The following is a 25,113-nucleotide window of genomic DNA, read 5'->3' on the forward strand; positions in this document are numbered from 1 at the left end:
TCTTCCTTTCTTATCCAATACTAATATCTGCTTTCATATACTGAATCAAATCTTTCTTATCAGGCTGGTAGTCAGCTAGACTAACCAGCAAGGTCAAGGGACCGATACGGCCAATAAACATGAGCACCATGACAATGCTAAGAGCTAGCTTACCCAATTCTGGCGTCAGATTTGCCGTTACCCCAACTGTCGCAAGAGCTGAAATGGTCTCAAACATGAGGTAAATAAATCGCGGTGTTCCTTCTGCTGTAATTCCCAACAACATCAAGCCCAACAAGAAGGTCATCAAAAAGATAATGAAGACACTAAAGGATTTTTGGACTGTTCGAGTCTCAATGGTTCTCTGCGCAACATTAGCATGAGGTAAGCCCAGCAATTCACTACGCGCAAAAACCAACAAGACAAAGAAAGTCGTAATCTTGAGCCCCCCAGCCGTTCCTCCAGGTGCCCCACCCAGAAACATCTGTAGGATATAGATAAACAAGGTCACAGGCCGAGCTTGGGTGTAGTCAATAGAGGCAAAACCAGCCGTTCTCATGCTGACGGTTTGGAAAAAGCTGACTAGCACTTTCTCTGGAACACTGAGATTGCCAATGGTTCCTGGATTGTGCCATTCCGTAAAGAGTGTGGATACTGTCCCAAACAGCAAAATCCCTGCAGTCAAGAAGAGGACCAGCTTGGTGTGAAAACGCAGACGGCGTTTTTTCTTCTTGTCAAACTGGGTTGCCAAGTCAAACCAAACCATAAATCCAAGACCACCTGTGATAATTAAGCCAGCAATGACCAGATTGATTAAGGGATCCGTCTGAAAAGCCACTAAACTGCTACTGCCGAAATTATCAAAACCAGCATTACAAAAGGCTGAAATGGCTAAGAAGATAGAAGTAAAAATACCCCGTCCCCAGCCGAACTCAGGAATAAAACGGAAACTAAGAAGAAAAGCTCCCAAACCCTCTACCAGAAAAGTCGTCAAAAAGATGGAACGCATAAAAGACTTCAAAGACTTACTTTCCCCATAACTAAAACTCTCCTGTATGGTTTCACGACTACGCAGACTAAGCTTTTGCTTGCCTTGGATATAAAAAATCCCGATAAAAGTCATGAGACCTAAGCCACCAATCTGTATCAAAAGCATACAAATCAACTGACCCCAAACATTATAGGTCGTAGCCACTGGTTGCGTAAAAAGGCCAGTCACACAGACCATGGACACCGTCGTAAAAAGATGGTCAAAATAAGTAGCCTGCGAACCACTCGCCTGGACAAAAGGCAAACTTAATAGGAGAGAGCCTATAAGAATAACTCCAGCGAAACTTAAAAAGATACGACGAGCTGGCGAAAGTCCACCCAAGGCCCTTTCAATTTTTTTAACAAATAACTTGAATAACATACATCCATTGTACCATAAAAAGTAGGAGAGTAGCTATATCTGAAAGGCTATCTCAAGACAGAGTTCCAAGGCCTTCTCGAAAGCTTCTGAACCCCAGTCACGACTATCGTACTGGTCCAAGTCTGCTAAGGAATCAGCTGTAAACAACAATTCTCCCCAGAAAACCCCACGCAGTTGGGCTACTGCCGCAAGCGCAGAACACTCCATCTCCACAACAGCACAGCCTTCTTCCTTGCGATAAGCCACCTTTTCAGCAGTTTCTCGGTAAAAACCATCTGTCGTCCAGGTCATGACTTCTTCATAAGGAATCCCTCTAGCCTCCAAAACTTGCTCAATAGCAGCAATAGCCTCTGTCTGAATTTCCATATAACGAGAAGGTGCCACATAGTGATAACTGGCTCCTTCATCTCGCAGAGCGCGAACAGGGACTAGAAAGGCATTTTCTTCTATATCAGCCAGCACACCACAGGTACCAGTAGAGATAATCTGCTCCACACCATAGCCAATCAACCAATCCATAAACTGGGCTGCTGGAGCGGAGCCGACAGGTGCCTGAGCCAGACAAATCTCCTCGCCTTTGTGGTTCACGACATAGACTGGATAGGTCTTGGTGGCAGAAACGAATTCGCCGACACAGTCCGCCCCTACTTCCCTCGCATAGCGGTCAATCTCCTCACCTAAAAAAGCATAGACACACTTCTTTGGTAAATGCAAGTCCAACCCCTCGTGATTAGGCATGATAACCGCCTGAGGATTATCATCGAACTCTAAAATAGGAATCGCATGTTTCTGAATCATAATCTACCTCCTCTAATTTTGTACTATTGTATCAAAAGCTGACAAAGTGTCAAGGAATTCTCTTTAGCAAGCCAGAAATCTCCTCTTCCATACACTTGAGAAATCGTTGCACCGCTGGAGAAGTCGGTTTCTGTTTTGGCAAAGCGATTGAGGACTTATGAAGAATACAAAATCCAACAACAAAAAAGACATGAATCTGAAATAAGCAGAACATGTCTTTTTTAGCTTGTTTGAAAGTCAAGTAAATAAATCTTAGCTCTTCTAGAACTCCCTTATTTCCACAAACCACCTAAAATCTGTTTTTCTAATAAGTCTAGGTCCTCTTCCTTTATTTCTCCGTTGTCGCTAACGATATAAAGTTGAGCGAAGTAAGCCAACAATGGACCAACACAAATACGAACCATTTGAGGAATCGTTAACTCTGGATTTACACGTGGATCTGCTAGCAATTCTTTATGAAGCACTCGAAGTTTATCTTGAATAGCATTCCAGATAAAAATCTGTTCATTTTTTAGTTTCTTATTTGAAAAACTCTCCTGCAGAATGATTTTCATCAAAGCACGATTTTTTTTGAGATAGCTCATACGATCGTGGACGAGATAACGAACCCTCTCTTCTGTCGTTTCAAAAGCTAAGAGTTCCTCAACAAAACTACCGAAAATGCCTGGGACTACAGGATGTAAAATAGCCGTCAGTAGATCATCCTTCGTCTTAAAATACTTAAACAAAGTTGCCTGGCTTAGTCCAGCACGCTCAGCTATGTGAAGAGTTGAGGTCCCATGGTAACTCCTAGTTGATATGAGATCCACTGCTGCCTGCATGATTTTTTTCTTTCCTTGAGGGTAATTCGCTTCTTCTAAGTAATCTTCAAACGATTCAAAAACAGTCTTATCCATCTAATCTTCACACCTTTTTAGCATTATTTATGTTGATTTCTAAACTTTACGATAACGACGCAATCCAACAATATTGAGAATTGTTAAAATGATCAAGAAAATCATTAAAACACCAAGATTTGGCAAAATATCACCAAGATTGTGTCCGTAAAGAATAATCTGGCTTATTGCATCACCAGAATAGGTTAATGGCAAAAATTTCCCCACAGTTGGAGCCCATGCTCCCATGGATGACAATGGAATAATCCCTGAGAAAAAGAGTTGAGGCATAATCACGAGAGGAATAAATTGCATCATTTGGAATTCTGATTTTGCTAGAGTAGACAAGAGAATTCCAAAAGCTAGTGCTACAAGAGCCAGTACCACATTAACTATTATAACATTTAAAATATTTCCTACAACTTCTACATCTAGTAGCCAAATTGCTGCTAAGACGACAACTGCCGTTTGAAAAATCGCAATAATACCGTAAGACAACATATAGCCATAGACAATTTCAGAACGTTTCACTGGGGTTGCTAACAAGCGATCCAAGGTTCCACTTGTGCGCTCTTTCAAAAGTGCCATACCAGAAATCAAAAAGACAAAGAAGAAGACCACAAAGCCAATTAAAATTGGAATCATACGTGCAAAGAATCCAGTATTTTTATCTCCATATTGGTAAGATTCTTTGATTTCAGGCGCCTTTGCATCTAATTTCAATTGTGGAAGATCTTGTTTGATACGAGATAGTAACTGATCGGTGCCTTCACTGGCGATACTTGTTCGTAACACTTGTCGTATCATAGATGTCTTGGAGGCATCTGTATTTGCGTAGTCGACCTGATACTCACCGTCTTTATAAGAAATCACAGCATCGACTTTTTCATTTGCTAGCGCTTCTTTGGCCTGATCTAAGTCTTGATAAGTCTCGATGTCCACATGATCAAGCTCATCCATTTTCGTTATCAAACCAGTTGGTAGATCTTGTGTCGCTAACTTGACATTCACGGTTGTACTAGCTGAAAACATGAGGTTCATCAGCCACATAATAAATACCGGCGCTACAAACATCATAGCCAAGGTTCGTTTGTCACGAAGCAATTCTTTGATAACTTTTTTAGCAATAGCAATGGTTCTCATCTTACTCTCCTTCTGCTTTCAAAAATACTTCTTCAATACTTGAAACTTGATAACTTTCTTTTAAGTGTTGCGGTGTATCAAAAGCAATGATTTTTCCACCTAATAATAAGCCGACCTTATCCGTTAACTCTGCTTCATCCATAACATGGGTAGTAACTAATATCCCAACCCCATTGTCTCTAAGCGCGAATAATTCTTTCCAGATTTTCTTCCGAAGAGAAGGGTCGATTCCAACTGTCGGTTCGTCCAAAATCAAGAGCTGAGGATTCCCCAGAAGCGCGATGGCTAAAGACAAGCGTCGCTTCATTCCTCCAGAATAACCGGATACCGTTTTATTCAAATGCTCTGCCAGATCCACAACTTGAGCCACATGGGCAATTTCAGCTGTCAGATCTCTTTTGGATAGCCCTTTTAGCTGACCAAAAAATTCCAGATTTTCTTGACCTGACAAAGCCTCATATAAGGCATCTGACTGGGCCATATAACCAATATCTCCTAAAATATGACGATTGGGCATAGTATGATCCAATACCAAAGCAACCCCTCCGTCAGCTTTTTCCATCCCTAACATAGTCTTAATCATAGTTGATTTACCAGCACCAGACGGACCTATTAAGCCTATAATTTCTCCCAGCTGCAATTCAAAGCTGACATGATTCAAAACCATTTGACGACAAAAAGACTTATCCAAATCTTGTAAATGTAGCAATTTTTTCATATGCTTCCTCCTAGGTGAGTGTTTGCTCACTTACTGAATATAGACCTATTATAGTGAGTGTTTACTCACTTGTCAAGAAAAAAGTTGAAATTCTTTAAAAAATAAAGCACCAGATTCGTATCTGATGTTTATAATGCACATGTCTTATTTCTAAAAATGTTTTTGAACTTCCTCTCTATACTCCGAAATGGTCTTTTCTGTCCACTTTTTAAAGGCCTATTTTCCCTCTACTTTTCTCGGCTAATCCAACCATTGTCATTGCTATCGCAACTCTAATGACCTTGGTAATGGGAATTCATTTTACTCAATTTTATATGAAACAGACTAAGAAATTTTCAAGACCTAATTGAAACCAAATTAGCCCTTGGAAGTCAAAAAATCCTCGAACTCTACGCTGACCGTCTAGCAGAATCAGACCAAATACGGCATGGCATTTCTAAGAATTCGGTTAAGGGACGTAACCTACAAGTTGCTTACGTGGATGGATTTACTTTGAGAGATTTCTTCGCCTTCAACCAAGGACTAAATAAAATGGGTGACCAAGCACTTCCTTTTAAAATTCACCCTGAACATTTTGTATTTGCTGGAGTTCACGGTGGACAGGAAGTGAGGAGTTGATTGGAGAGTACGGTCAACCAACTTATCAAAAAATCTTTATCAGTCTAGATACTGAAAAAACAGGCGTTCCGGATGCCGATACAAAAATTTCTATGGCAGGTGATACTGCTACTCTCATGTCCGATACAAGCCTTGATATCAAGATGTATGGTATGCATCAGTTCAAGATGAAAAAAGGTGGACTCCGCATCAAATTAGGCGTCTTTTCCCCAGAAGCAATCCCAAGCTAGATGGAGCTCGGTCACCAAGAACACCTAGCAGTTGAATTTTTCAATTCCCTCACAATCGCCTACCAAAACAAAACATTTAAGGGAAAACTACTCAATATCTTCTTAAAATTCAAGAAATTTAAGTAAACAAAAACGGATGACTGAACAATTTAGCCTTTGAAAGCTACGATTATAAAATCCCTCGTAACATATCAATTTATCACCCATATAAAAAGATAGCCATTCTAATTGAATGCTATCTTTTTTGTTTATCCTTGTCCACCAGGGGCTGGACCGCCAGGACCACCATTTCCTTGAGGTCCTCCATTTGGTCCACCGCCTCCAGGCATAGAATTGACAATATCAGTTTGTTTTTCGCCGTTAATGTAAATATCCCCACCTGTGTAAGTTGCTGTTCCATCAAAGTCAAAGCCTGATTGTCCTATTAATTTAATAGTTCCACCTGTGACCGTTATATTTCCGTTTGAGTCGATTGGATCTGTGTCACCTTGACCGACTTCTACAGTTAGATTTCCACCTGTCATAGTAAAGTAAATATCACTTTGCTGGGCATTTTTATTAGCTGCATTCACCCCATCATCTGTCGAGTAGACATTGATATCGCCACCATTGATTGTAATGGATTTCCCTTCAATTCCTTCAGTCGCATTCTTGACTGTGTAAGTACCACTATCAATCACTAGATTTCCAGAAGCGTGAATGCCGTCCTCGCCTGCTGTGACTGTTATGGTATTGTTCGCCAAATACATATTTCCGACAGTCATATCGTCATCATTGTCAACTTTGACACCATCTTCCTTAGCATCGATCGTCATGGTCGCACCAGTGACATTAAGTTCATCATTGACATTAAAGGCATCGCCAACTGATGTGATGTTAAAGGTTCCACCTGTGATGTGGAGGGTGTCGTTAGCCTTGATAGCATTGCTTTTCTTACTATCTACAGTGAGAGTTCCTGAGCCATTGATGGTCAAATCAACCTTAGAAAAGAGAGCGGCATTTGCCTTTTCATCACTGTTAGAGTTTGAGTCAGAGAGACTGTTGGTGGTTCCCTCTGCTAGAGTGAGGTAGACATGACCTGCTGACGTCGCAGAAATTGCTGCATTGGTATTAGTCATGGTCGCACCTTTTAGGACTAGATGAACATCTGCCGACTTATCTGCCTCTACCTTAATCTGCACTCCGTCAGACTGACCTGAAATCACATAGGTACCTGCTTTTGAGATGGTCACCGTTGAGCCAGAAACTGTCACCCCGTCTCCAGAGATACTTGCAGATGAGCCAGATAACTCAATCTTAGAAGCAGTGCTTTCATCATAAGAAGTGTCGTAGTCCTTTTCTGTAAAGTAAGAAGATTGACTGTTTTTAGCTGAAGTTGTGATAGCAGTGGTATCTGCCGCTGCAGTTGTACTTGACTTGGTCGTTGACTGCCCACAAGCTGTCATCAAGGTCAAAGCTGTTAAACTGGTTAAGATTAGAGTCCATTTTTTTGATTTCATACTTTTTTCCTCGCCTTCCTTTAGCTTGACCTTAGTTTACAGGGTAAGTCTGAAAAAAATCTAAACTTTTTCTGAAAGTTTTCTTAAGTTCAGTTTCAGTTAAGTTATCTTTAACAAAAGTTTTAGGAAAATTCCATAGACTAATTACAAGCAAGTTCAACTTGCCCAGACACACCTATCTTCTAATAAGATAGTGTACTAAAATAGTTTGATAAAGGAGACAGGATTTATGAAACCAATTGAAACAAGCTTTAAACGAATTGAAACCAAATATGTCGTTGCCAAAGCTGACTTGGCTAATTTAATAGAGGACTTAAAAATATACCTCGTCGAGGATGATTATCCAACTTCGACCATTTCCAACATCTACTTTGATACAGAGCAATTTGATATGATTCAGGAAGATGGCCAAGGTACTAAGCGCAAAGAAAAGATTCGGATGCGAACCTATCTCAGTCAAGTCCAGCCTGATAGTCAGGTATTTTTAGAAATCAAATCTAAGGACAGAGCTGGTGTCGGACGAAAACATCGTCTCTTATCGACTCCCCAGTCTATCACCCAGTTTATGACCAAGGGACAGCTGGATAGCAGTATCAAGGACCGAATGATGATTGAAAAAATTCAGCAACTCCAAGAGGAATATCAGCAAGCAATTATCCCTCGTATGTATATTTACTACGACCGTTTTTCTCTCAAGGAAAAGAAAGAAATTAGCGGATTTCCCTACAATAAAATTCGTATCACTATTGACCAAAATCTAACCTATCGTGATGATAATGTCAGTTTATTCTCAGGAAAGGACGGTTGCCCTCTACTAAACGAGGACATTGTCATCATGGAAATTAAAGCACCTGGTAGAAAACCCCAATGGCTACAAGATATTCTCGACCAATATGGACTGGTAGAGCAGAAATTTTCAAAATACAGCTGTGCCTACCACAAGTCTCAAGGGCTGGACTATAGCCCACGACCAAGCACAGAAAGTGTAGGTACTACTTATGTCTAATCTTTTCAACTCTATTTTCAACGACACAACTGCCACTGCCAATCCTATCCAGCTCTTTCTGGCTCTCTTGGTCAGCCTGATTTTAGGCTTGGCGCTGACCTGGGCTTACAAACACCGTACCCTCTATACACGGGAATTTGCTGTTAGTTTGACCCTACTCCCCTGCTTGATGACCTTGGTCATCTTTCTGGTAAATGGCAGCTTAGGAACCTCTATCGCTGTTGCAGGAACCTTTAGCCTCATTCGTTTCCGTTCAGCCACCAGTGGCTCACGGGAACTAATTGCGATCTTCCTTGCCATGATTATCGGGCTGGCGGCAGGGACAGGCTACCTAGCCTTAGCTGTTCTCTTCACCGTCTTTATCTTAGCAGTATGGCTTCTTTTAGAAAAGCAACAAAGCAAGAGCAATCACCAACGTCGCAGACTATTGATCATCACAATTGCCAACCAAGAAGAAAAACTCCAAACTATCCAATCTGGGCTATCACAATTCTGTACTGAGTTAGATCTTATCTCGATTGATACCAGTAATGATGGAGAACAAGTCACCACTGTCTATGAAGTGGATTTCAAGGCTCAAACCAACGACTTTCAAATCATCAATTACCTCACTAGAGAACAGGATACTTACCAGGTTTCCCTGACCAAAAATGCCAAGAAGAGAAAGAATTTGTAAAACTTCTAGCGTGAAACCTATCAAAAAGCTAGGTAAACACTCAATTGAAAAAAAGTTAATCTAATTTATGATAAAAGGCATCATATCAACGTTTTTTAAACACCTGATATGATGCGCTTTTCTTATCTTAAAAACTTTTTTACCAATCTCTTTATTTAACAGGTATCTCCTTAATCACGCGCGCAGGATTTCCAGCTAGGACAACGTTGTCGCCAAATGACTTAGTGATTACAGCCCCTGCTCCAGCAACGACATTATTTCCAAGTGTCACTCCAGGAAGGACAATGACACCACCTCCAGCCCAGAAATTGTCACCGATGGTAATGGGCTTTCCGTATTCCACACCTGAATTACGTTCCTGCGGGTCCAATGGATGGAGGGGAGTCAAGAACTGACAGTTGGGACCAATCATAGCATTGTCTCCAATGCGAATAGGGCAAACATCCAGCATGGTCAAGTTCCAATTAGAATAAAAATTTTCCCCTAGATGAATATTGACCCCATAATCAACCACCAGGCGTGGACTGACAAAGATATTTTGTCCAGTCGAGCCGAACCAAGCCTTGATGATTTCGACTCCCTTCAAGGGATCTTCTTCCTTGTTAAAGGCAGACTGTTTTTGGCGAGAAGCCTGAGCCAAGGCCCGCAATTCTGGGTCCGATGGACGGTAAACCTCTCCCGCTATCATTTTCTGGTATTCACTGGTCATTGTATTCTTCTCCTTGTTCCCTACTATCATATCAAATTTTCTACATATCTGACTAGGATAAGGGGTGCTTTCTATAGTTTATGCTCTGATTTTCATCACAGCCTGTCTATCTTGCTAAACGAATACGGGTCACGATTCCGTCTGGGTCTGTGATTTCCAACTGGCTCGATGTCAGCCATTTGATTGGTGCATCAACTTCTTGTGCTCGCTGGGCAATCGTTAACAGTTCTTCTTTATGTGCGACTTCGATGACATAGTAGGCCAAACCTGGCAAGCCTTGCTTACGCGGAGCTAGGCCTTTTCCTCCCCATTCGTTGACTGCTAAATGATGATGGTAATCCCCAGCCGCAATCCAACTAGCGCTAGGTACACTGAATTTATCCTCTAGTCCTAACACCTTTTGATAAAACTGGCTGGACTTTCGACTATCCTTGACGGAAAGATGAATATGCCCCATTCTCGTACCTTCTGCTAGAATAAAGGGATCTACTCTTTCCCCCAACTCATAGATATCCTGTGCCGCAAGGGCCTCCGTCACTCCGATAATGCATCCATCTTCTCGAATATCCCATGTGGAAACCGGCTTATCTCGATAGAGCTCAATGCCATTTCCCTCCAAATCCTCCAAATAAAGGGCCTCACTGTAACCATGGTCTGCACCGCCGACAAGAGGAATCTGTAAATCTGTCAGGTGTTTCAAGATATCCGCCAAAGCCTTTCGTGTCGGCAAGAGAATAGCCAGATGGTAAAGACCATAATGTTCTCTTACTTGTCCACTCTCTTGTGCTTGAATCAGGTGTACCAAGGCCTTTCCATCAAGTCCTAGAATCGTCTCTGTCTCAGTCTGAGATAAGATTTCTAAACCAATGATTTGCTGATAAAAGGCTGTTTGACTTGCCAAATCCTTTACATCCAAAACTGCCTCTGCTAAATAAATGTGGCTCTTGTATTCATAGATCATAAATGGTTCTCTTTTCATGCTGTAATGTTTATTATTACATCTATTATATAATTTCCATCAAGAAAGTCAAGTTAGACAACTCAAGAGATGCTGTGTAATAACGCTATTTTAGGATAATATAAAGTGAATCTTTCCATAATAAAACGCATATTATCAAAGTTTTCAGCACCTGATAATATGCATTTTCCTAATTTTAAAGACTTTTTTCCCAGCTTTTTTACTTAACAACAAGTTCATAACGTGTCTTACTGGTAAAAGTTTGACCGGCTTTAAGAATGACTTGGTCTTTAAGGTCACTGTGAATAACATCTGGTAAAGCCTGTGCTTCAAGGGCAATTCCATTGTGCTGTACCATTGGCTTACCTCCTATGAGCACACTTTCATCCACAAAGTTTGCTGTGTAGACAACAAAGCAAGGAGCCTCTGTCTTGAAAAGTAGAAAGCGACCTGAGTTTTGGTCATAAAGGAAACCAGCATTGTCATGACCTGTAGGAAGGGCAAATGGATGGTCCAAGCCAGATACCAATTGGATTTGCTCATCTTCCTCTGCAAAGATATCCTTCAACAAGGCACCATTGTAGATGTGTTTGACCACATCACGATTTGCATCTGGAGTTTTGGCAGGAACACCGTCGGGAGCAATTGGGTAAATCCCCTCAGTATTTAACTGGAAGACATGACGGTCAATCGTCTGCGTGAAATCACCAGACAAGTTGAAGTAGCTGTGGTTGGTTGGATTGACCAGCGTATCCTGATCGGTCGTCACCTTGTAGCTGATTTCATAGGCACCAGTTTCTTCCAAGTGGTAACTGATCCAAATCTTAAGATTTCCAGGAAATCCTCCTGTCCCGTCTGTACGCTCTGTGTAGAGGGTCAAGCCATGGTCGCTCACTTCAACTAGTTCAAACAAGCTAGAATCCCAACCAGTTGAACCACTGTGGTTACAGTTGCTAGCATTGTTGACTTCAAGGTCATAGGTCTTACCATTTAATTCAAAACTCGCACCTGCAATACGACCCGCTACAGGACCTACGCTCGCTCCATGCTTAGGACTATTACCTACATAGCTGTCAAAGTCATCAAATCCCAAGATAACATTGGCAAAATTTCCAGCCTTGTCAGGTGTTACATAGCGCAAGATGGTCGCGCCATAAGTCATAACCTCGAGTTGGTAGTCACCGTCAGTCTCAAAGCGATAGGCCAAGACATCCTTGCCCTCAACATTTCCAAATACACGCTCTGTGTATGCTTTCATTCTGTTCTCCTTTTACTATTTCTCTCAAGCAAACAAACCATAGAAAGCCTACTGACAATCTATGGTTTATCTGATGATTTACAAATCCTCTTGTCAAGAATTCATAAATATTGCCTTATACTCAATGAAAATCAAAGAGCAAACTAGGAAGCTAGCCGCAGGTTGCTCAAAGCACCGCTTTGAGGTTGTGGATAGAACTGACGAAGTCAGCTCAAAACACTGTTTTGAGGTTGCAGATAAAACTGACGAAGTCCGTAACATCTATACAGCAAGGCGAAGCTGACGTAGTCTGAATTTGATTTTCGAAGAGTATTACTTTTGATATTCGTGGATGATCACACCTTGTACCACACGGTTTACTGTACCTGTAGGAGACGGTGTATCAGGTTTATTTTCTACCTTGAGTGAAGTCAATAGGGCAAAGAGTTGGGCATAAACGATGTAAGGGAAGACACGGTAAATATCATTCAAGACACCGCCACAACCAAGTGCCACTTCTTTGACATTTTCAAGACCAAAGGCTTGATCACTCAAAAGCACAACACGGCGAGCAATCTGATCACCAGCAACTTCACGAACCAAGTCCAAGTCGTACTTACGAGTGTAGTCTGTCGTTGTACCAAAGACTAAAACAACTGTATCTTCGTTGATAAGAGATTTTGGACCGTGACGGAAGCCGACTGGGCTTTCATACATAGTCGCAACTTGACCAGCAGTCAGTTCCAAAATCTTGAGCTGAGCTTCATGAGCAAGTCCAAAGAAAGGACCAGCGCCTAGATAGATGACACGATTAAAGTCTAAATCAACAAGCTCTTTGACATCTTCTGCCTTGTCTAGAATTTTACGGGCAAGACTAGATACAACTTCAAAACGTTCAGCTTTAACAGCAAATTCTGTAGGATCAAAGACCAAGAGAGCTGTTAACATCATAGACGTAAAGCTAGAGGTCATGGCAAAGCCAGCATCATTAGAAGCAGCTGGTTGCAAAAGCAAAAGATTGCGGTCATCTCCATGAGCTTGAAGAGCCAATTTACCATCTGCTGCACAAGTAATAGTCACTTGATAAAGCTCATCCACCAAGGCCTTGGCCAAATCAACAGTCGCCACACTTTCAGGTGAATTCCCACTACGAGCAAAAGATACAAGGACAGTCGCCACATCTTTTTTCAAATAAGTTTCTGGATTGGCAACGATATCTGTTGTCGCAATGGCATTGAAATTCCATTTGCGTTCGTCATAGGCTTCCTTAAAGTAAGGTACCAAGGTATCTCCTACATAAGCAGAAGTCCCAGCACCTGTCAAGATTACCTTGATATAGTCATGTTTATCAGCAATCCCTTGTAGGAAGGCTGCAATTTCTTCACGTTTTGCTTGATAAGATTCAAAAGCTTCTTTCCATACATCAGGCTGTTGGTAGATTTCACGTGTAGTGATTTCTGCACCCAATTCGAGCAAGTCTTCTTTTGTATAATGTAACATTGAATTCCTCTTTTTCTATTAAATATGGGAATGGGAGTAAGCCCCATTCCCATGTATATTCTATATAAAATGCTCTAACGATTTTCACGTTGTCACATCTTATACTCAATGAAAATCAAAGAGCAAACTAGGAAACTAGCCGCAGGCTGCTCGAAGCACTGCTTTGAGGTTGTAGATAGAACTGACAAAGTCAGTAACATATACCTACGGCAAGGCGACACTAGTATGGTTTAAAGAGATTTTCGAAGAGTATTATTCATCTTCGTCATCATCGAAGCCCGCTAACAGGTCATTAACTTTCACAATGCTTTCTGCAGCACGGCTCTTATAGTCCGCATCTGCGCCTGTAAGGCTCGCATTGATAAATTCAATCACCATTGGAAGATTCATCCCTGCGTAAAGGTCAATATCACGACCTTCCATAATCAAACGGCTTACCACGTTACATGGTGTTCCACCGAGAAGATCCGCAAAGACTAAGAAATCATCCAATCCTTCAATAGCAGCTTCAAATTTTGCAGTAAAGTCTTCTGGACCATCTTCTGGAAGAAGAGCCACTGCATGAATATTGTCTTGTGGACCCATGATCATTTCAGTGCTACCTTTAAGTTCTTCACAGAATCGACCATGACTCACCAAAATTAATGATTTCGTCATAAATTATGCACCCATTCCAAGCAAGAATTTACCGATGAATGAAAGACCTACTGCAAGAGCAATGATGATACCAATTGCTTTTGTAGAGTTCATACCTTTCTTACCAAGCAACCAGAAGATAAATGCAGTAAAGATTGCTGGAAGTAAGCGTGGGAAGATTGAGTTCAAGATGTCTTGGAAGTCAATCATTTTTTCACCGATTGGCAATTTATAAGAAACTTCAAAGTTGATCATTGTTGCTACAAGAGCACCCATCATGAAGACACCAAGTACAGATGCAGCGTCAATCAAAGCTGTCAAAGTACTTTGCATGTTGTTGATAAGGTTAACCCCTTCTTTGTAGGCAAATTCTAACTGTTTCCAACGGAAAATGTCATACACTACTGCAACTGCAATCCAAAGGAAGATACCCCATGGTTGGCCAGCGATAGCCATAGTTGCTGCGATAGATCCCATGATAGCAGGTACAAGTGAACCAAAGATAGTATCTCCAAGAGGAGCGAATGGTCCCATCAAACCTGTCTTGATACCGTTAACGGCATCTTTTGAACCTACACCATCTTTTTCTTCCATGGCAAGGTCAAAACCAGCGATGATTGTGTGGAAGAATGGTGAAGTATTGAAGAATTGAGTATGAACTTTCATCATTTCTTTCAATTCAGGAGTTCCATCCCCATACATTTTACGCAATTGAGGCAAGATCATGTAAAGGTAACCAGAAGCTTGCATACGTTCGTAGTTCCAACCTAATTGGAAAGTAAACAAGCTACGTTTGTTGATTTGATTAAAATCTTCTTTTGTAAGTTTGTAATTAGAATTCGTCATCTTCGATTTCCCCACTTTCTGATGGTGTAGAAGGTGCTGCTACAGCTACTTTTTGGCTATTTTTGAAGTGAAGCACTGCAAGGAAGATACCCACGATAGAGATACCAATCATAGACAAACCTTTAAAGTTGTTGACAAAAGCAATTTTTTCAGCCACATCTTTAGGTAGAGTTCCTACGATACCAGCAACAGCGCCACCAAGACCTGTTACATATGAGTAAAGAACAGTCAACATAGCTGTTAAACCGAATCCCATAGCAAGGTAGTGAAGGTTACGTTTAACTGGAAGGTAACGAAGCAAGATTGCAAATCCAAGACCTGGAAGCATACGTCCTGCAAGTGTCAAACCATCTGCAACCCATTGATATTGTTTAACCAAGTCTACTACTGTTTGTACAAATGCACCACCAAAGGCAAGGGCAAAGAAGACTGGAAGGGCACGAGAAAGAGCCCAAGGAAGAGCACCAAGAAGGTAGTTGCGTTCGATCGCTTTATAGTCAAAGCGTTCGATTGCAGCATCAATACGGTGTGCGAAGAAAGTAGTTGTCATACGTCCAAGAACGTCGAAGTATGTCAAAAGCGCTGCTACTGGTACAGCGATTGTTGTAATCGCAAGGTCTGTAGCAATTCCTTGTGAAACAGAGAAGGCTGTTGCAAGAACCGCACCAGAAGTTGCGTCGATACGAGAAGCACCACCGAAGGTACCAACCCCAAGAACGAACAACTGCAAGCTACCACCGATAAACAAACCAGTTGTCACATCTCCCATGATTAAACCAGTAATGAAACCAGCAAATACAGGGGAACCTGCAGATGAAACGATCGTCAACTCATCACAGATTTGATAAGCTGAGTACAAAGTGAGAAGTAAAATTTGCCACCATTGTATCATAACAATGACCTCCTAAAAATTTTTTCCTATTTTAATAAGCTCAAAAAGTCTGAAACTGGATCATTTGGAACCATTTGAGCAGTAAGTTTAACACCTTTTTCCGCCAGTTTGTGGAAGTCTTCCACATCCTTGTCCACTACGTTAATAGAACGTGTGATGGCGCGAGTTTCTGGTGTTTGAGACATATTCCCAACATTAAGGGTTTCAAGTGGTACACCTGCTTCTACCAAACCAAGGAAACGGTCTGGTTTACGAGCAACGATAAAGAGACGTTGGCTATCGTATTTACCAGCAAGAATATTGGCTGCCGCTTTCTCAATTGGCAAAATACTCAATTTCACACCTGGTGGTGTCGCTAGTTTCAAACCACTCTTTTCAACGTCGTTGTTGACAACTTCGTCATCCACAACCATAATACGTGAAACATTTAGTTTTCCAGCCCAAAGATTGGCTACTTGTCCGTGGATCAAACGTCCATCGATACGGCATCCTACAATTGTCATAAATTTTCCCCCTTTATATGTTTTAGTGTAGGTTTACGAGTTAAATGAATCTCTTCTTTATATTCACCCTCTGTTTCAAAGATAATGATACGATTGGCACCTTCCTTGAGATAACAATGAGGAATATAAAGCGAGAGTGTTGGGCCGACGTTCCAAAAACGTCCTAGGTGACGCCCATTGACAAAGGCAACTCCCTTACCAAACTCAGACAAGTCTAGGTAAGTATCTTTTGGCTCTTGGACTGTAAAGTCATAAGCGTAAAAGGCTGGTTGTCCTTCTGTCCATCCTTTTGAAAAATCAATTTTCTCAGGATTATCCAGTGGTAGTGGATATTGTTTCCAATTAAGTAAGAAGTGTAAATCCTTGCAGACACCTGTTCGGATTCCTTTACGTTGTGTATCAGCTAAGAACTTATGTCCATAGTTAACACGGCCCATATTTTCAATCAAGATGTCAAGTTGTGAAGCACCTTTTCGATTACCTTGACAGTAGATATCTTCTCCAATCTCTGTCTGGTATTGAGTGGCAATTCGTTGACCATCTACAAAGAGTTGAGCACGGTCACGTCCATCGATGATGCGAAGGCGTTCTTCTTCTGCATCCCAACTTGCCTCAGTACGATAAAGAAGATAGCCATAACATTGACCTAATTCCTCCATCGCTTTTGGATAGAGACTTTCTATTGGACTAGAAAGACTATCTAAGGTTTCAAATAAGGAAACTTTTTCAGCAAGTGGAATAGCGTCCACTTTCATGCTTTCCTTATAGAGTGGTTCCAACTGCGGATACTCTGGGAAATGTGTTGCCATCATCTTCTTGACTGCCAAATATTTGGCAGTTGGATTCCCTTCTTCATCCAGAAGGGCATCGTAATCATAAGATGTAACTTGTGGCAGGTCCAAAGTCCCTCGAGCCGAGCAACCATTCATGAAGCCAAAGTTTGTACCACCGTGGAACATGTAAAGGTTGATAGAGCCTTGCTCCAATACCTCTCGAACAGCTTCTGCCAATTCTTTCGGATCCCGTGTGATAATCGGTTCTTTCCAACGATTGAACCAGCCATCCCAGAACTCCATACACATGAGTGGCCATTTCTTACCATGCTCATCAAAGAATTCCTGCATCTGTGAAAAGTTGTAAGGCGCCTTAGAACCAAAGTTTCCTGTTACAAAGAGGTCATCTTCGATTAAGGTTCCAGCTTTCAAAGTAGCTCGCCATGGGCCATCTGAAGTAAAGAGCGGGCAATCAATCCCTCGTTCTTCCATCAATTTTCGAATCGCTCTTAGGTAAGATTTGTCCTCTCCATAAGAACCGTATTCGTTCTCGACTTGCATCATGAGAATATTTCCGCCATTGTCCAACAAACGTGGCACCAGTCTTGGCAATAATTGATCATAGTAGCGACCAACTGCCTCGATATATGCTGGGTCGGATGAGCGAATTCGCATGTTCTTGGTCAAGAGCCAAGCTGGTAAACCACCGAATTCCCATTCCGCACAGATAAAGGGAGACGGACGCACAATTGCGTAGAGACCCAAATCCTGCGCTATTTGGAGAAATTTCTCTAAATCCAGATCACCTTCAAAATCAAACTCCCCTTCAACAGGTTCGTGTAAATTCCATGCAACATAAGTCTCGACTGTATTAAAGCCAAGCGCTTTTAAGTTGTAGAGCGAATGATACCAATCCTCTGCTGGAATTCTAAAATAATGAATGGCACCAGACAAAATCTTGAACGGTTTCCCATCTAAATAGAAATCGTCCTCAATTTTAAACCTTGTCATTTTTACACCTCTGACTAACTAAGTTTGCGCTTTCATTTGTTATAATATTAAATATAATCAAATCTTTTGTATTTGTCAATAGGTTTTGGAAAATTCTTTAAAATTTTTCCATTTTTTTACTTATCTTTTACCAAAATTATCAAAAAATCGCATGAAAGTGCCTATTTTTGAAGTACAGAGAATTATCCAATTATAAAATGGATTTTTTTACATGTATTATAATGTTTCTAATCTATTATTTTAATTTTTTTACCTAAATACTACTATTTTCTTTACATTTATGGTAGAATCAAGGATGGAAAAATAGAATTGAGGTGAAATTATGGCTATTCCAAAATACCAATATATTAAAGATGAATTAAAAAATAAAATTATCTCTGGTCAATTTGCAAGTGGTGATAAATTTTACACAGAAGCAGAATTAATCGCAATGTACGACGTAAGTTCTATCACAGTTGTTCGTGCTTTAAACGATCTTGCTAAAGATGGTTACATCGTTCGCCAACAAGGAAAGGGCACATTCGTTTCACGCGCACGTAAACACAAACTCGTAGAATTTTCAGACGTCGAAGTTTTCGAAACGAAAGATGATAAGGTGACCGTTCTTTCTATCGAGCGTGGAAATAAACTTGAATATTTAGATAAACTTGGACTACGTGGTGATCAGTTCTACTACAAAATTGAACGTGTACGCGAAACAAATGGTGTTGTTTACATCTATCACACATCTTATGTTCCAGAACAATATATCAATGCCAATTATCCAAATCTTGAATATTATAGCTCTATCTATAAACGTTTCAAATTGGATTACCACATTCATATGAATGATGAGCATTTTGAGGAAATCAATGCAATTACATTCCCAACACCAGAGCATGCTGCTTCTATACTAGGAATTGATACACAATTCCCAACAGTACTTCAAACAAAAACTACTAAGCTTGAAGCAACTGGACAAGTTCTTGCCTATAGCGAAACGTATAAGAGAGCAGATTACTACAAAATCAAATTCATTTCATGTAACCGTGGTCACTAAGAAAAAGCTTGAGCCTTGCTCAGGCTTTTTCTATATATTATAGCACGAAAAAGCGAATATGAAAACGCTATTATTAAATATATTTATTTGTAGCACTTGTACTAAAAATAAGTTAAAAATCACTGATTTTTCCTTGATTTTACCTCCTTATATAAGTTGTTATTTCCAAAATCTTATGATTTCCTCCGTTTATTATAGTTATTATATAAATTTACTTGACTTTTTACTATATAGATAATAAAATTAAATTGGTTTTATGTAAACGTTATCAAAATAGTTGTATCAAGGAGGTTTTATCATGAAACTAGACAAGAAACAGCGTTTCTCGATCCGCAAGTATGCAGTCGGAGCAGCTTCTGTACTGATAGGATTTACCTTCAGTGCACAAGTCGTATCTGCAGATGGACTAACACCAGCACAAAAAGCTCCTGAAACTTTGCAAGCTGTTCCGGATAGCCCACAAGCATCAGAAGCACCAATTCAAGATAAAGAAGAAAAACTTGTAAAACAAGCTGATAAAACTATAAAAGAGGAAGTTAAAACTGAAAAAGATACTGTTAACACAGTTGTTCCAAAAACAGACAATGTGGTAACACCAGTAGTAACAGAACATGCTAGCCCAGCCCCTACTACGGAAGCAGAAAACACAACTCAAGTGGAAAAAAGCGCAGAGAGTGCCAATGCTGAGAAGAAAAACGAGCCTGCTACTCCTGCTGTACTCGCTCCGACTACTGAACGTGCCACTCAAACTAATGAAAAGCTAGCGAAAAAGAAAATTGTTTCTATTGATGCTGGACGTAAATATTTCTCACCAGAACAGCTCAAGGAAATCATCGATAAAGCGAAACATTATGGCTACACTGATTTACACCTATTAGTTGGAAATGATGGGCTCCGCTTCATGTTGGACGATATGAGCATCACAGCTAACGGCAAGACCTATGCGAGTGACGATGTCAAACGTGCCATTGAAAAAGGTACAAATGATTATTACAACGATCCAAACGGCAATCACTTAACAGAAAGTCAAATGACAGATCTGATTAACTATGCCAAAGATAAAGGTATCGGTCTCATTCCAACAGTAAATAGTCCTGGTCACATGGATGCTATTCTCAATGCCATGAAAGAATTGGGAATCCAAAACCCTAACTTTAGCTATTTTGGGAAGGAATCAGCCCGTACCGTAGATCTTGACAACGAACAAGCGGTCGCTTTTACAAAAGCCCTTATCGACAAGTATGCTACTTATTTCGCGAAAAAGACTGAAATCTTCAACATCGGACTGGATGAATATGCCAATGACGCAACAAACGCTAAAGGTTGGAGCGTTCTTCAAGCTGATAAATACTATCCAAACGAAGGCTACCCTGTAAAAGGATATGAAAAATTTATTGCCTACGCCAATGACCTAGCTCGTATTGTAAAATCGCACGGTCTAAAACCAATGGCCTTCAATGATGGTATTTACTACAATAGTGATACTAGCTTCGGAACTTTCGACAAAGATATCATCGTTTCAATGTGGACTGGTGGCTGGGGAGGTTACGACGTCGCTTCTTCTAAACTTCTAGTAGAAAAAGGTCACCAAATCCTAAACACTAACGATGCTTGGTACTATGTTCTTGGGCGAAATGCAGATGGCCAAGGTTGGTACAACCTTGATCAGGGATTAAACGGTATCAAGAACACTCCAATCACTTCGGTACCAAAATCCGACGGAGCAACTATTCCATTCATCGGTGGTATGGTAGCTGCTTGGGCTGACACTCCATCTGCACGTTATTCACCGTCACGCCTCTTCAAACTCATGCGTCAATTCGCAAATTCTAATGCTGAATACTTCGCAGCTGATTATGAGTCTGCAGAACAAGCACTTAACGAGGTACCAAAAGACCTTAACCGTTATACTACAGAAAGTGTCGCAGCAGTTAACGAAGCGGCAAAAGCCATCCGTTCGCTTGATAGCAACCTCAGCCGCGCCCAACAAGACACGATTGACCAAGCAATTGCAAAACTTCAAGAAGCAGTCAGCAATTTGACCTTCACACCAGAAGCTCAAAAAGAAGAAGATGCTAAACGTGAGGTTGAAAAACTTGCCAAAAACAAGGTGATTTCAATCGATGCTGGACGCAAATACTTTACTCTTGGCCAGCTCAAACGCATCGTAGATAAGGCCAGCGAGCTCGGATATTCTGATGTCCATCTCCTTCTAGGAAATGACGGACTTCGCTTCCTACTCGATGATATGACCATTACTGCAAACGGAAAAACCTATGCTAGTGATGACGTTAAAAAAGCTATTACCGAAGGAACAAAAGCTTACTACGATGATCCGAACGGGACTGCACTGACACAGGCAGAAGTGACAGAACTAATTGAATACGCTAAATCTAAGAGTGTCGGTCTCATCCCAGCTATCAACAGCCCAGGTCACATGGATGCTATGCTAGTTGCCATGGAAAAATTGGGAATTAAAAACCCTCAAGCTCACTTTGATAAAGTCTCCAAAACAACTATGGACTTGAGAAACGAAGAAGCGATGAACTTTGTAAAAGCCCTCATCGGTAAATACATGGACTTCTTTGCAGGTAAAACAAAGATTTTCAACTTTGGTACTGACGAATACGCCAACGATGCTACTAGTGCCCAAGGCTGGTACTACCTCAAATGGTATCAACTTTATGGCAAATTTGCCGAATATGCCAACACCCTCGCAGCTATGGCCAAAGAAAGAGGGCTTCAACCAATGGCCTTCAACGATGGCTTCTACTATGAGGACAAGGACGATGTTCAGTTTGACAAAGATGTCTTGATTTCTTACTGGTCTAAAGGCTGGTGGGGCTACAACCTGGCATCACCTCAGTACCTGGCAAGCAAGGGTTATAAGTTCTTGAATACCAACGGTGACTGGTACTATGTTTTAGGTAATCACAAAGCAGACGAAGCCTACCCACTATCAAAGGCAATTGAAAACTCTGGTAAAGTTCCATTCAATCAACTAGCTTCCACCAAATATCCTGAAGTAGACCTTCCAACAGTCGGAAGTATGCTTGCTATCTGGGCAGATAAACCAAGCGCTGAGTATAAGGAGGAAGAAATCTTTGAACTTATGACTGCCTTTGCAGACCACAACAAAGACTACTTCCGTGCTAATTATAATGCTCTCAGCGAAGAAATCGCACAAATTCCTGAAAACTTAGAAGGATACAGCAAGGAAAGCTTGGATGCCCTAAGTGCAGCTAAAACAGCTCTAAATTACAACCTCAATCGTAATAAACAAGCTGAAGTTGACACACTTGTAGCCAAACTAAAAGCCGCTCGCTTAGGTCTCAAACCAGCTGCAACTCACTCAGGAAGTCTGGATGAAAATGAAGTGGCTGCCAATGTTGAAACCAGATCAGAACTCATCACAAGAACTGAAGAAATCCCATTTGAAGTTATCAAGAAAGAAAATCCTAACCTCCCAGCTGGTCAGGAAAATATTATCACAGCAGGAGTCAAAGGTGAACGAACTCATTACATCTCTGTCCTTACTGAAAATGGAAAAACAACAGAAACAGTCCTTGATAGCCAGGTAACCAAAGAAGCTGTGAACCAAGTGGTTGAAGTCGGTACTCCTGTAACTCACAAGGGTGATGAAAGTGGTCTTGCACCAACTACTGAGGTAAAACCTAGACTGGATATCCAAGAAGAAGAAATTCCATTTACCACAGTAACTCGTGAAAATCCACTCTTGCTCAAAGGAAAAACACAAGTCATTACTAAGGGAGTCAATGAACATCGTAGCAACTTCTACTCTGTAAGCACTGTCGATGGCAAGGAAGTGAAAACTCTTGTAAATAGTGTCGTAGCACAGGAAGCCGTTACTCAAATTGTGGAAGTCGGAACTATGGTAACTCACAAGGGTGATGAAAGTGGTCTTGCTCCAGTTGCAGAAACAAAACCTAGACTAGATGTCCAAGAGGAAGAAATTCCATTTACCACAGTGACTCGTGAAAATCCACTCTTACTCAAAGGAAAAACACAAGTCCTTACTAAAGGTGTCAACGGGCGCCGTAGTAACTTCTACTCTGTGAGCACTTCTGCAGATGGTCAGGAAGTGGAAACTCTTGTAAATAGTGTCGTAGCACAGGAAGCCGTTACTCAAATTGTTGAGGTCGGAACTCTAGTAACGCATGTAGGCGATGAACATGATCTTGCTCCAGTCGCAGAAACAAAACCTAGACTGGATATCCAAGAGGAAGAAATTCCATTTACCACAGTGACTCGTGAAAATCCACTCTTGCTCAAAGGAAAAACGCAAGTCCTTACTAAAGGTGTCAACGGGCGCCGTAACAACTTCTACTCTGTGAGCACTTCTACCGATGGCAAGGAAGTGAAAACTCTTGTAAATAGTGTCGTAGCGCAGGAAGTTGTTACACAAATAGTCGAAGTCGGAACTCTGGTAACACATGTAGGCGATGAAAACGGACAAGCCGCTATTGCTGAAGAAAAACCAAAACTAGAAATCCCAAGCCAACCAGCTCCAGCAACTGCTCCTGCTGAGGAAAACAAAGCTCTTCCTCAAGGTCCAGCTCCTGTGGCAACAGAGAAAAAACTTCCTGAAACAGGAAGTCACGATTCTGCAGGACTAGTAGTCGCAGGACTCATGGCTACACTAGCAGCCTATGGACTCACTAAAAGAAAAGAAGACTAAGTCTTTTCGATAAAACAATAAACAGCGAGATTGAAGCTCGCTGTTTATTTTTTAATTAATCACCCAGTCCAAGACGGTCAAAGATATCGTCCACTCGTTTAGTGTAATAAAGAGGGTTGAAGATTTCATCGATTTCTTCTTGTGTGAGACGTGATGTTACTTCTGGATCTGCTTCAAGAAGTGGTTTGAAATCTACTTGGTTGTCCCAAGAGTAGGCTGTTTTTGGTTGCACCAAGTCATAGGCTTGCTCACGGGTCATGCCTTTTTCAATCAAGGTCAACATGGCACGTTGGCTAAAGATAAGACCAAACGTAGAGTTCATGTTGCGGATCATATTTTCTGGGAAGACCGTCAAATTCTTGACAATATTTCCAAAACGGTTGAGCATGTAGTCAATCAAAATGGTCGTATCCGGTGTGATGATGCGCTCAGCTGATGAGTGAGAGATGTCACGTTCATGCCAAAGTGCGACGTTTTCATAGGCTGTAATCATGTGACCACGGATAACACGCGCAAGACCTGTCATGTTCTCAGAACCGATAGGGTTACGTTTGTGAGGCATTGCAGATGAACCTTTTTGTCCTTTGGCAAAGAACTCTTCCACTTCACGTTGTTCTGATTTTTGAAGACCACGGATCTCAGTCGCCATACGCTCGATAGAAGTTGCGATGCTAGCAAGTACTGCAAAGTACTCAGCGTGAAGGTCACGAGGAAGCACCTGTGTAGAGATTTCTTGAGCACGGATACCAAGCTTGTCGCAGACGTATTGCTCTACGAATGGTGGGATGTTGGCGAAGTTTCCAACCGCACCAGAGATTTTACCAGCCTCAACACCAGCAGCTGCATGCTCGAAACGCTCGATATTGCGCTTCATTTCGCTATACCAAGTCGCCAATTTAAGACCAAAGGTTGTAGGTTCAGCGTGCACACCGTGGGTACGACCCATCATGATGGTGAACTTGTGCTCCTTAGCCTTATCAGCGATGATGTTGGTGAAGTTTTCAAGGTCACGACGGATGATGTCGTTGGCCTGCTTGTATAGGTAACCGTAGGCCGTATCTACCACGTCGGTAGAGGTCAAACCATAGTGAACCCACTTGCGCTCTTCACCAAGAGTTTCAGAAACCGCACGTGTGAAAGCAACCACATCGTGACGAGTCTCTTGCTCAATCTCCAAAATACGGTCGATGTCAAAGTCCGCCTTCTCGCGAATCAAAGCCACATCTTCCTTAGGAATTTCCCCCAACTCAGCCCATGCCTCGTCAGCTAAGATTTCCACCTCAAGCCAAGCACGGTATTTATTTTCTTCACTCCAAATGTTCGCCATTTCAGGGCGAGAGTAACGGTCGATCATGTT

Annotated in this window: 21 protein-coding genes; 5 read left to right on the forward strand and 16 right to left on the reverse strand. The window is 41.4% G+C overall.

The features are described 5' to 3' along the window. Window positions 1–10 precede the first annotated feature (10 nt). From FBF73_RS07530 to FBF73_RS07550, 5 genes are all read right to left on the reverse strand, one after another. A complete protein-coding gene (locus FBF73_RS07530) occupies window positions 11–1,390 on the reverse strand; it encodes a TrkH family potassium uptake protein (RefSeq protein ID WP_125411704.1) in 1,380 nt (459 codons plus the stop codon). Between the two features lie 33 nt (window positions 1,391–1,423). Continuing rightward, the gene (locus FBF73_RS07535) at window positions 1,424–2,188 is read right to left on the reverse strand and encodes a nucleoside phosphorylase (protein ID WP_125411705.1); all 765 of its coding nucleotides are present in this window, start codon (window positions 2,186–2,188) and stop codon (window positions 1,424–1,426) included. Between the two features lie 272 nt (window positions 2,189–2,460). Beyond that, a complete protein-coding gene (locus FBF73_RS07540) occupies window positions 2,461–3,084 on the reverse strand; it encodes a TetR/AcrR family transcriptional regulator (protein ID WP_000361928.1) in 624 nt (207 codons plus the stop codon). Between the two features lie 39 nt (window positions 3,085–3,123). Next, window positions 3,124–4,206 (reverse strand): ABC transporter permease, encoded by a 1,083-nt coding sequence (locus FBF73_RS07545; protein WP_136937408.1) that lies wholly within the window; start codon window positions 4,204–4,206, stop codon window positions 3,124–3,126. Between the two features lies 1 nt (window position 4,207). After that, entirely contained in the window at window positions 4,208–4,924 is a 717-nt protein-coding gene (locus FBF73_RS07550; RefSeq protein WP_136937409.1) for an ABC transporter ATP-binding protein, read from the reverse strand. 614 nt (window positions 4,925–5,538) lie between these two features. On the opposite strand from FBF73_RS07550, the gene FBF73_RS07565 reads away from it, so the two are divergent. Further along, the gene (locus tag FBF73_RS07565) at window positions 5,539–5,772 is read left to right on the forward strand and encodes a hypothetical protein (RefSeq protein WP_136937410.1); all 234 of its coding nucleotides are present in this window, start codon (window positions 5,539–5,541) and stop codon (window positions 5,770–5,772) included. A 248-nt stretch (window positions 5,773–6,020) separates the two neighbouring features. Here the strand turns inward: FBF73_RS07565 and FBF73_RS07570 are convergent, their stop codons facing one another. Next, window positions 6,021–7,271 (reverse strand): carbohydrate-binding domain-containing protein, encoded by a 1,251-nt coding sequence (locus tag FBF73_RS07570; protein WP_136937411.1) that lies wholly within the window; start codon window positions 7,269–7,271, stop codon window positions 6,021–6,023. A gap of 229 nt (window positions 7,272–7,500) precedes the next feature. On the opposite strand from FBF73_RS07570, the gene FBF73_RS07575 reads away from it, so the two are divergent. Both FBF73_RS07575 and FBF73_RS07580 read left to right on the forward strand, forming a co-directional pair. Continuing rightward, window positions 7,501–8,277: a polyphosphate polymerase domain-containing protein gene (locus FBF73_RS07575; protein WP_136937412.1), complete on the forward strand. Its 777-nt coding sequence runs from the start codon at window positions 7,501–7,503 to the stop codon at window positions 8,275–8,277. After that, window positions 8,270–8,953 carry a DUF4956 domain-containing protein gene (locus FBF73_RS07580; protein ID WP_136937413.1) on the forward strand — a complete coding sequence of 228 codons (684 nt, stop codon included), beginning with the start codon at window positions 8,270–8,272 and terminating at the stop codon, window positions 8,951–8,953. The genes FBF73_RS07575 and FBF73_RS07580 overlap by 8 nt, the downstream gene beginning before the upstream one ends. A 151-nt stretch (window positions 8,954–9,104) precedes the next feature. Here the strand turns inward: FBF73_RS07580 and FBF73_RS07585 are convergent, their stop codons facing one another. The 9 genes from FBF73_RS07585 to FBF73_RS07630 form a co-directional block, all read right to left on the reverse strand. Continuing rightward, the gene (locus FBF73_RS07585) at window positions 9,105–9,662 is read right to left on the reverse strand and encodes a sugar O-acetyltransferase (protein WP_000200261.1); all 558 of its coding nucleotides are present in this window, start codon (window positions 9,660–9,662) and stop codon (window positions 9,105–9,107) included. A 106-nt stretch (window positions 9,663–9,768) separates the two neighbouring features. Then, complete coding sequence (locus tag FBF73_RS07590; protein ID WP_136937414.1) at window positions 9,769–10,623, reverse strand: VOC family protein; 855 nt, start codon at window positions 10,621–10,623, stop codon at window positions 9,769–9,771. 217 nt (window positions 10,624–10,840) lie between these two features. Continuing rightward, window positions 10,841–11,878, reverse strand: coding sequence for an aldose epimerase family protein (locus FBF73_RS07595; protein WP_136937415.1), 1,038 nt, complete (start codon window positions 11,876–11,878; stop codon window positions 10,841–10,843). Between the two features lie 312 nt (window positions 11,879–12,190). Then, window positions 12,191–13,357, reverse strand: coding sequence for an SIS domain-containing protein (locus tag FBF73_RS07605; RefSeq protein WP_136937416.1), 1,167 nt, complete (start codon window positions 13,355–13,357; stop codon window positions 12,191–12,193). Between the two features lie 252 nt (window positions 13,358–13,609). Then, the gene (locus tag FBF73_RS07610) at window positions 13,610–14,014 is read right to left on the reverse strand and encodes a PTS sugar transporter subunit IIA (protein ID WP_080977736.1); all 405 of its coding nucleotides are present in this window, start codon (window positions 14,012–14,014) and stop codon (window positions 13,610–13,612) included. 3 nt (window positions 14,015–14,017) lie between these two features. After that, a complete protein-coding gene (locus FBF73_RS07615) occupies window positions 14,018–14,839 on the reverse strand; it encodes a PTS system mannose/fructose/sorbose family transporter subunit IID (RefSeq protein ID WP_049502319.1) in 822 nt (273 codons plus the stop codon). After that, window positions 14,826–15,731: a PTS mannose/fructose/sorbose/N-acetylgalactosamine transporter subunit IIC gene (locus FBF73_RS07620; RefSeq protein ID WP_049491985.1), complete on the reverse strand. Its 906-nt coding sequence runs from the start codon at window positions 15,729–15,731 to the stop codon at window positions 14,826–14,828. The genes FBF73_RS07615 and FBF73_RS07620 overlap by 14 nt, the downstream gene beginning before the upstream one ends. A gap of 26 nt (window positions 15,732–15,757) precedes the next feature. Continuing rightward, window positions 15,758–16,234: a PTS sugar transporter subunit IIB gene (locus FBF73_RS07625; RefSeq protein ID WP_000156971.1), complete on the reverse strand. Its 477-nt coding sequence runs from the start codon at window positions 16,232–16,234 to the stop codon at window positions 15,758–15,760. Next, window positions 16,231–18,018 (reverse strand): glycoside hydrolase family 35 protein, encoded by a 1,788-nt coding sequence (locus tag FBF73_RS07630; protein ID WP_136937417.1) that lies wholly within the window; start codon window positions 18,016–18,018, stop codon window positions 16,231–16,233. Before FBF73_RS07630 ends, FBF73_RS07625 begins: the two co-directional genes overlap by 4 nt. A 322-nt stretch (window positions 18,019–18,340) precedes the next feature. Here FBF73_RS07630 and FBF73_RS07635 point away from each other — a divergent pair, with 322 nt between their 5' ends. Together FBF73_RS07635 and FBF73_RS07640 are read left to right on the forward strand one after the other, a co-directional pair. Next, window positions 18,341–19,057: a GntR family transcriptional regulator gene (locus FBF73_RS07635; protein ID WP_136937418.1), complete on the forward strand. Its 717-nt coding sequence runs from the start codon at window positions 18,341–18,343 to the stop codon at window positions 19,055–19,057. 298 nt (window positions 19,058–19,355) lie between these two features. Next, window positions 19,356–23,756: a G5 domain-containing protein gene (locus tag FBF73_RS07640; protein WP_136937419.1), complete on the forward strand. Its 4,401-nt coding sequence runs from the start codon at window positions 19,356–19,358 to the stop codon at window positions 23,754–23,756. A gap of 55 nt (window positions 23,757–23,811) precedes the next feature. Here FBF73_RS07640 and purB read toward each other — a convergent pair whose 3' ends face one another. Continuing rightward, window positions 23,812–25,110 (reverse strand): adenylosuccinate lyase, encoded by a 1,299-nt coding sequence (purB, locus tag FBF73_RS07645; protein ID WP_136937420.1) that lies wholly within the window; start codon window positions 25,108–25,110, stop codon window positions 23,812–23,814. Between the last annotated feature and the right edge of the window lie 3 nt (window positions 25,111–25,113).

The sequence above is a fragment of the Streptococcus mitis genome, from assembly GCF_005144795.1.
Taxonomy (GTDB): domain Bacteria; phylum Bacillota; class Bacilli; order Lactobacillales; family Streptococcaceae; genus Streptococcus; species Streptococcus mitis_BB.

Excerpts from the sequence above, each read along its gene's own strand:
- FBF73_RS07530 (WP_125411704.1), bottom strand. The coding sequence starts at position 1,390 with ATGTTATTCAAGTTATTTGTTAAAAAAATTGAAAGGGCCTTGGGTGGA.
- FBF73_RS07535 (WP_125411705.1), bottom strand. The coding sequence starts at position 2,188 with ATGATTCAGAAACATGCGATTCCTATTTTAGAGTTCGATGATAATCCT.
- FBF73_RS07540 (WP_000361928.1), bottom strand. The coding sequence starts at position 3,084 with ATGGATAAGACTGTTTTTGAATCGTTTGAAGATTACTTAGAAGAAGCG.
- FBF73_RS07545 (WP_136937408.1), bottom strand. The coding sequence starts at position 4,206 with ATGAGAACCATTGCTATTGCTAAAAAAGTTATCAAAGAATTGCTTCGT.
- FBF73_RS07550 (WP_136937409.1), bottom strand. The coding sequence starts at position 4,924 with ATGAAAAAATTGCTACATTTACAAGATTTGGATAAGTCTTTTTGTCGT.
- FBF73_RS07570 (WP_136937411.1), bottom strand. The coding sequence starts at position 7,271 with ATGAAATCAAAAAAATGGACTCTAATCTTAACCAGTTTAACAGCTTTG.
- FBF73_RS07575 (WP_136937412.1), top strand. The coding sequence starts at position 7,501 with ATGAAACCAATTGAAACAAGCTTTAAACGAATTGAAACCAAATATGTC.
- FBF73_RS07580 (WP_136937413.1), top strand. The coding sequence starts at position 8,270 with ATGTCTAATCTTTTCAACTCTATTTTCAACGACACAACTGCCACTGCC.
- FBF73_RS07585 (WP_000200261.1), bottom strand. The coding sequence starts at position 9,662 with ATGACCAGTGAATACCAGAAAATGATAGCGGGAGAGGTTTACCGTCCA.
- FBF73_RS07590 (WP_136937414.1), bottom strand. The coding sequence starts at position 10,623 with ATGATCTATGAATACAAGAGCCACATTTATTTAGCAGAGGCAGTTTTG.
- FBF73_RS07595 (WP_136937415.1), bottom strand. The coding sequence starts at position 11,878 with ATGAAAGCATACACAGAGCGTGTATTTGGAAATGTTGAGGGCAAGGAT.
- FBF73_RS07605 (WP_136937416.1), bottom strand. The coding sequence starts at position 13,357 with ATGTTACATTATACAAAAGAAGACTTGCTCGAATTGGGTGCAGAAATC.
- FBF73_RS07610 (WP_080977736.1), bottom strand. The coding sequence starts at position 14,014 with ATGACGAAATCATTAATTTTGGTGAGTCATGGTCGATTCTGTGAAGAA.
- FBF73_RS07615 (WP_049502319.1), bottom strand. The coding sequence starts at position 14,839 with ATGACGAATTCTAATTACAAACTTACAAAAGAAGATTTTAATCAAATC.
- FBF73_RS07620 (WP_049491985.1), bottom strand. The coding sequence starts at position 15,731 with ATGATACAATGGTGGCAAATTTTACTTCTCACTTTGTACTCAGCTTAT.
- FBF73_RS07625 (WP_000156971.1), bottom strand. The coding sequence starts at position 16,234 with ATGACAATTGTAGGATGCCGTATCGATGGACGTTTGATCCACGGACAA.
- FBF73_RS07630 (WP_136937417.1), bottom strand. The coding sequence starts at position 18,018 with ATGACAAGGTTTAAAATTGAGGACGATTTCTATTTAGATGGGAAACCG.
- FBF73_RS07635 (WP_136937418.1), top strand. The coding sequence starts at position 18,341 with ATGGCTATTCCAAAATACCAATATATTAAAGATGAATTAAAAAATAAA.
- FBF73_RS07640 (WP_136937419.1), top strand. The coding sequence starts at position 19,356 with ATGAAACTAGACAAGAAACAGCGTTTCTCGATCCGCAAGTATGCAGTC.
- purB (WP_136937420.1), bottom strand. The coding sequence starts at position 25,110 with ATGATCGACCGTTACTCTCGCCCTGAAATGGCGAACATTTGGAGTGAA.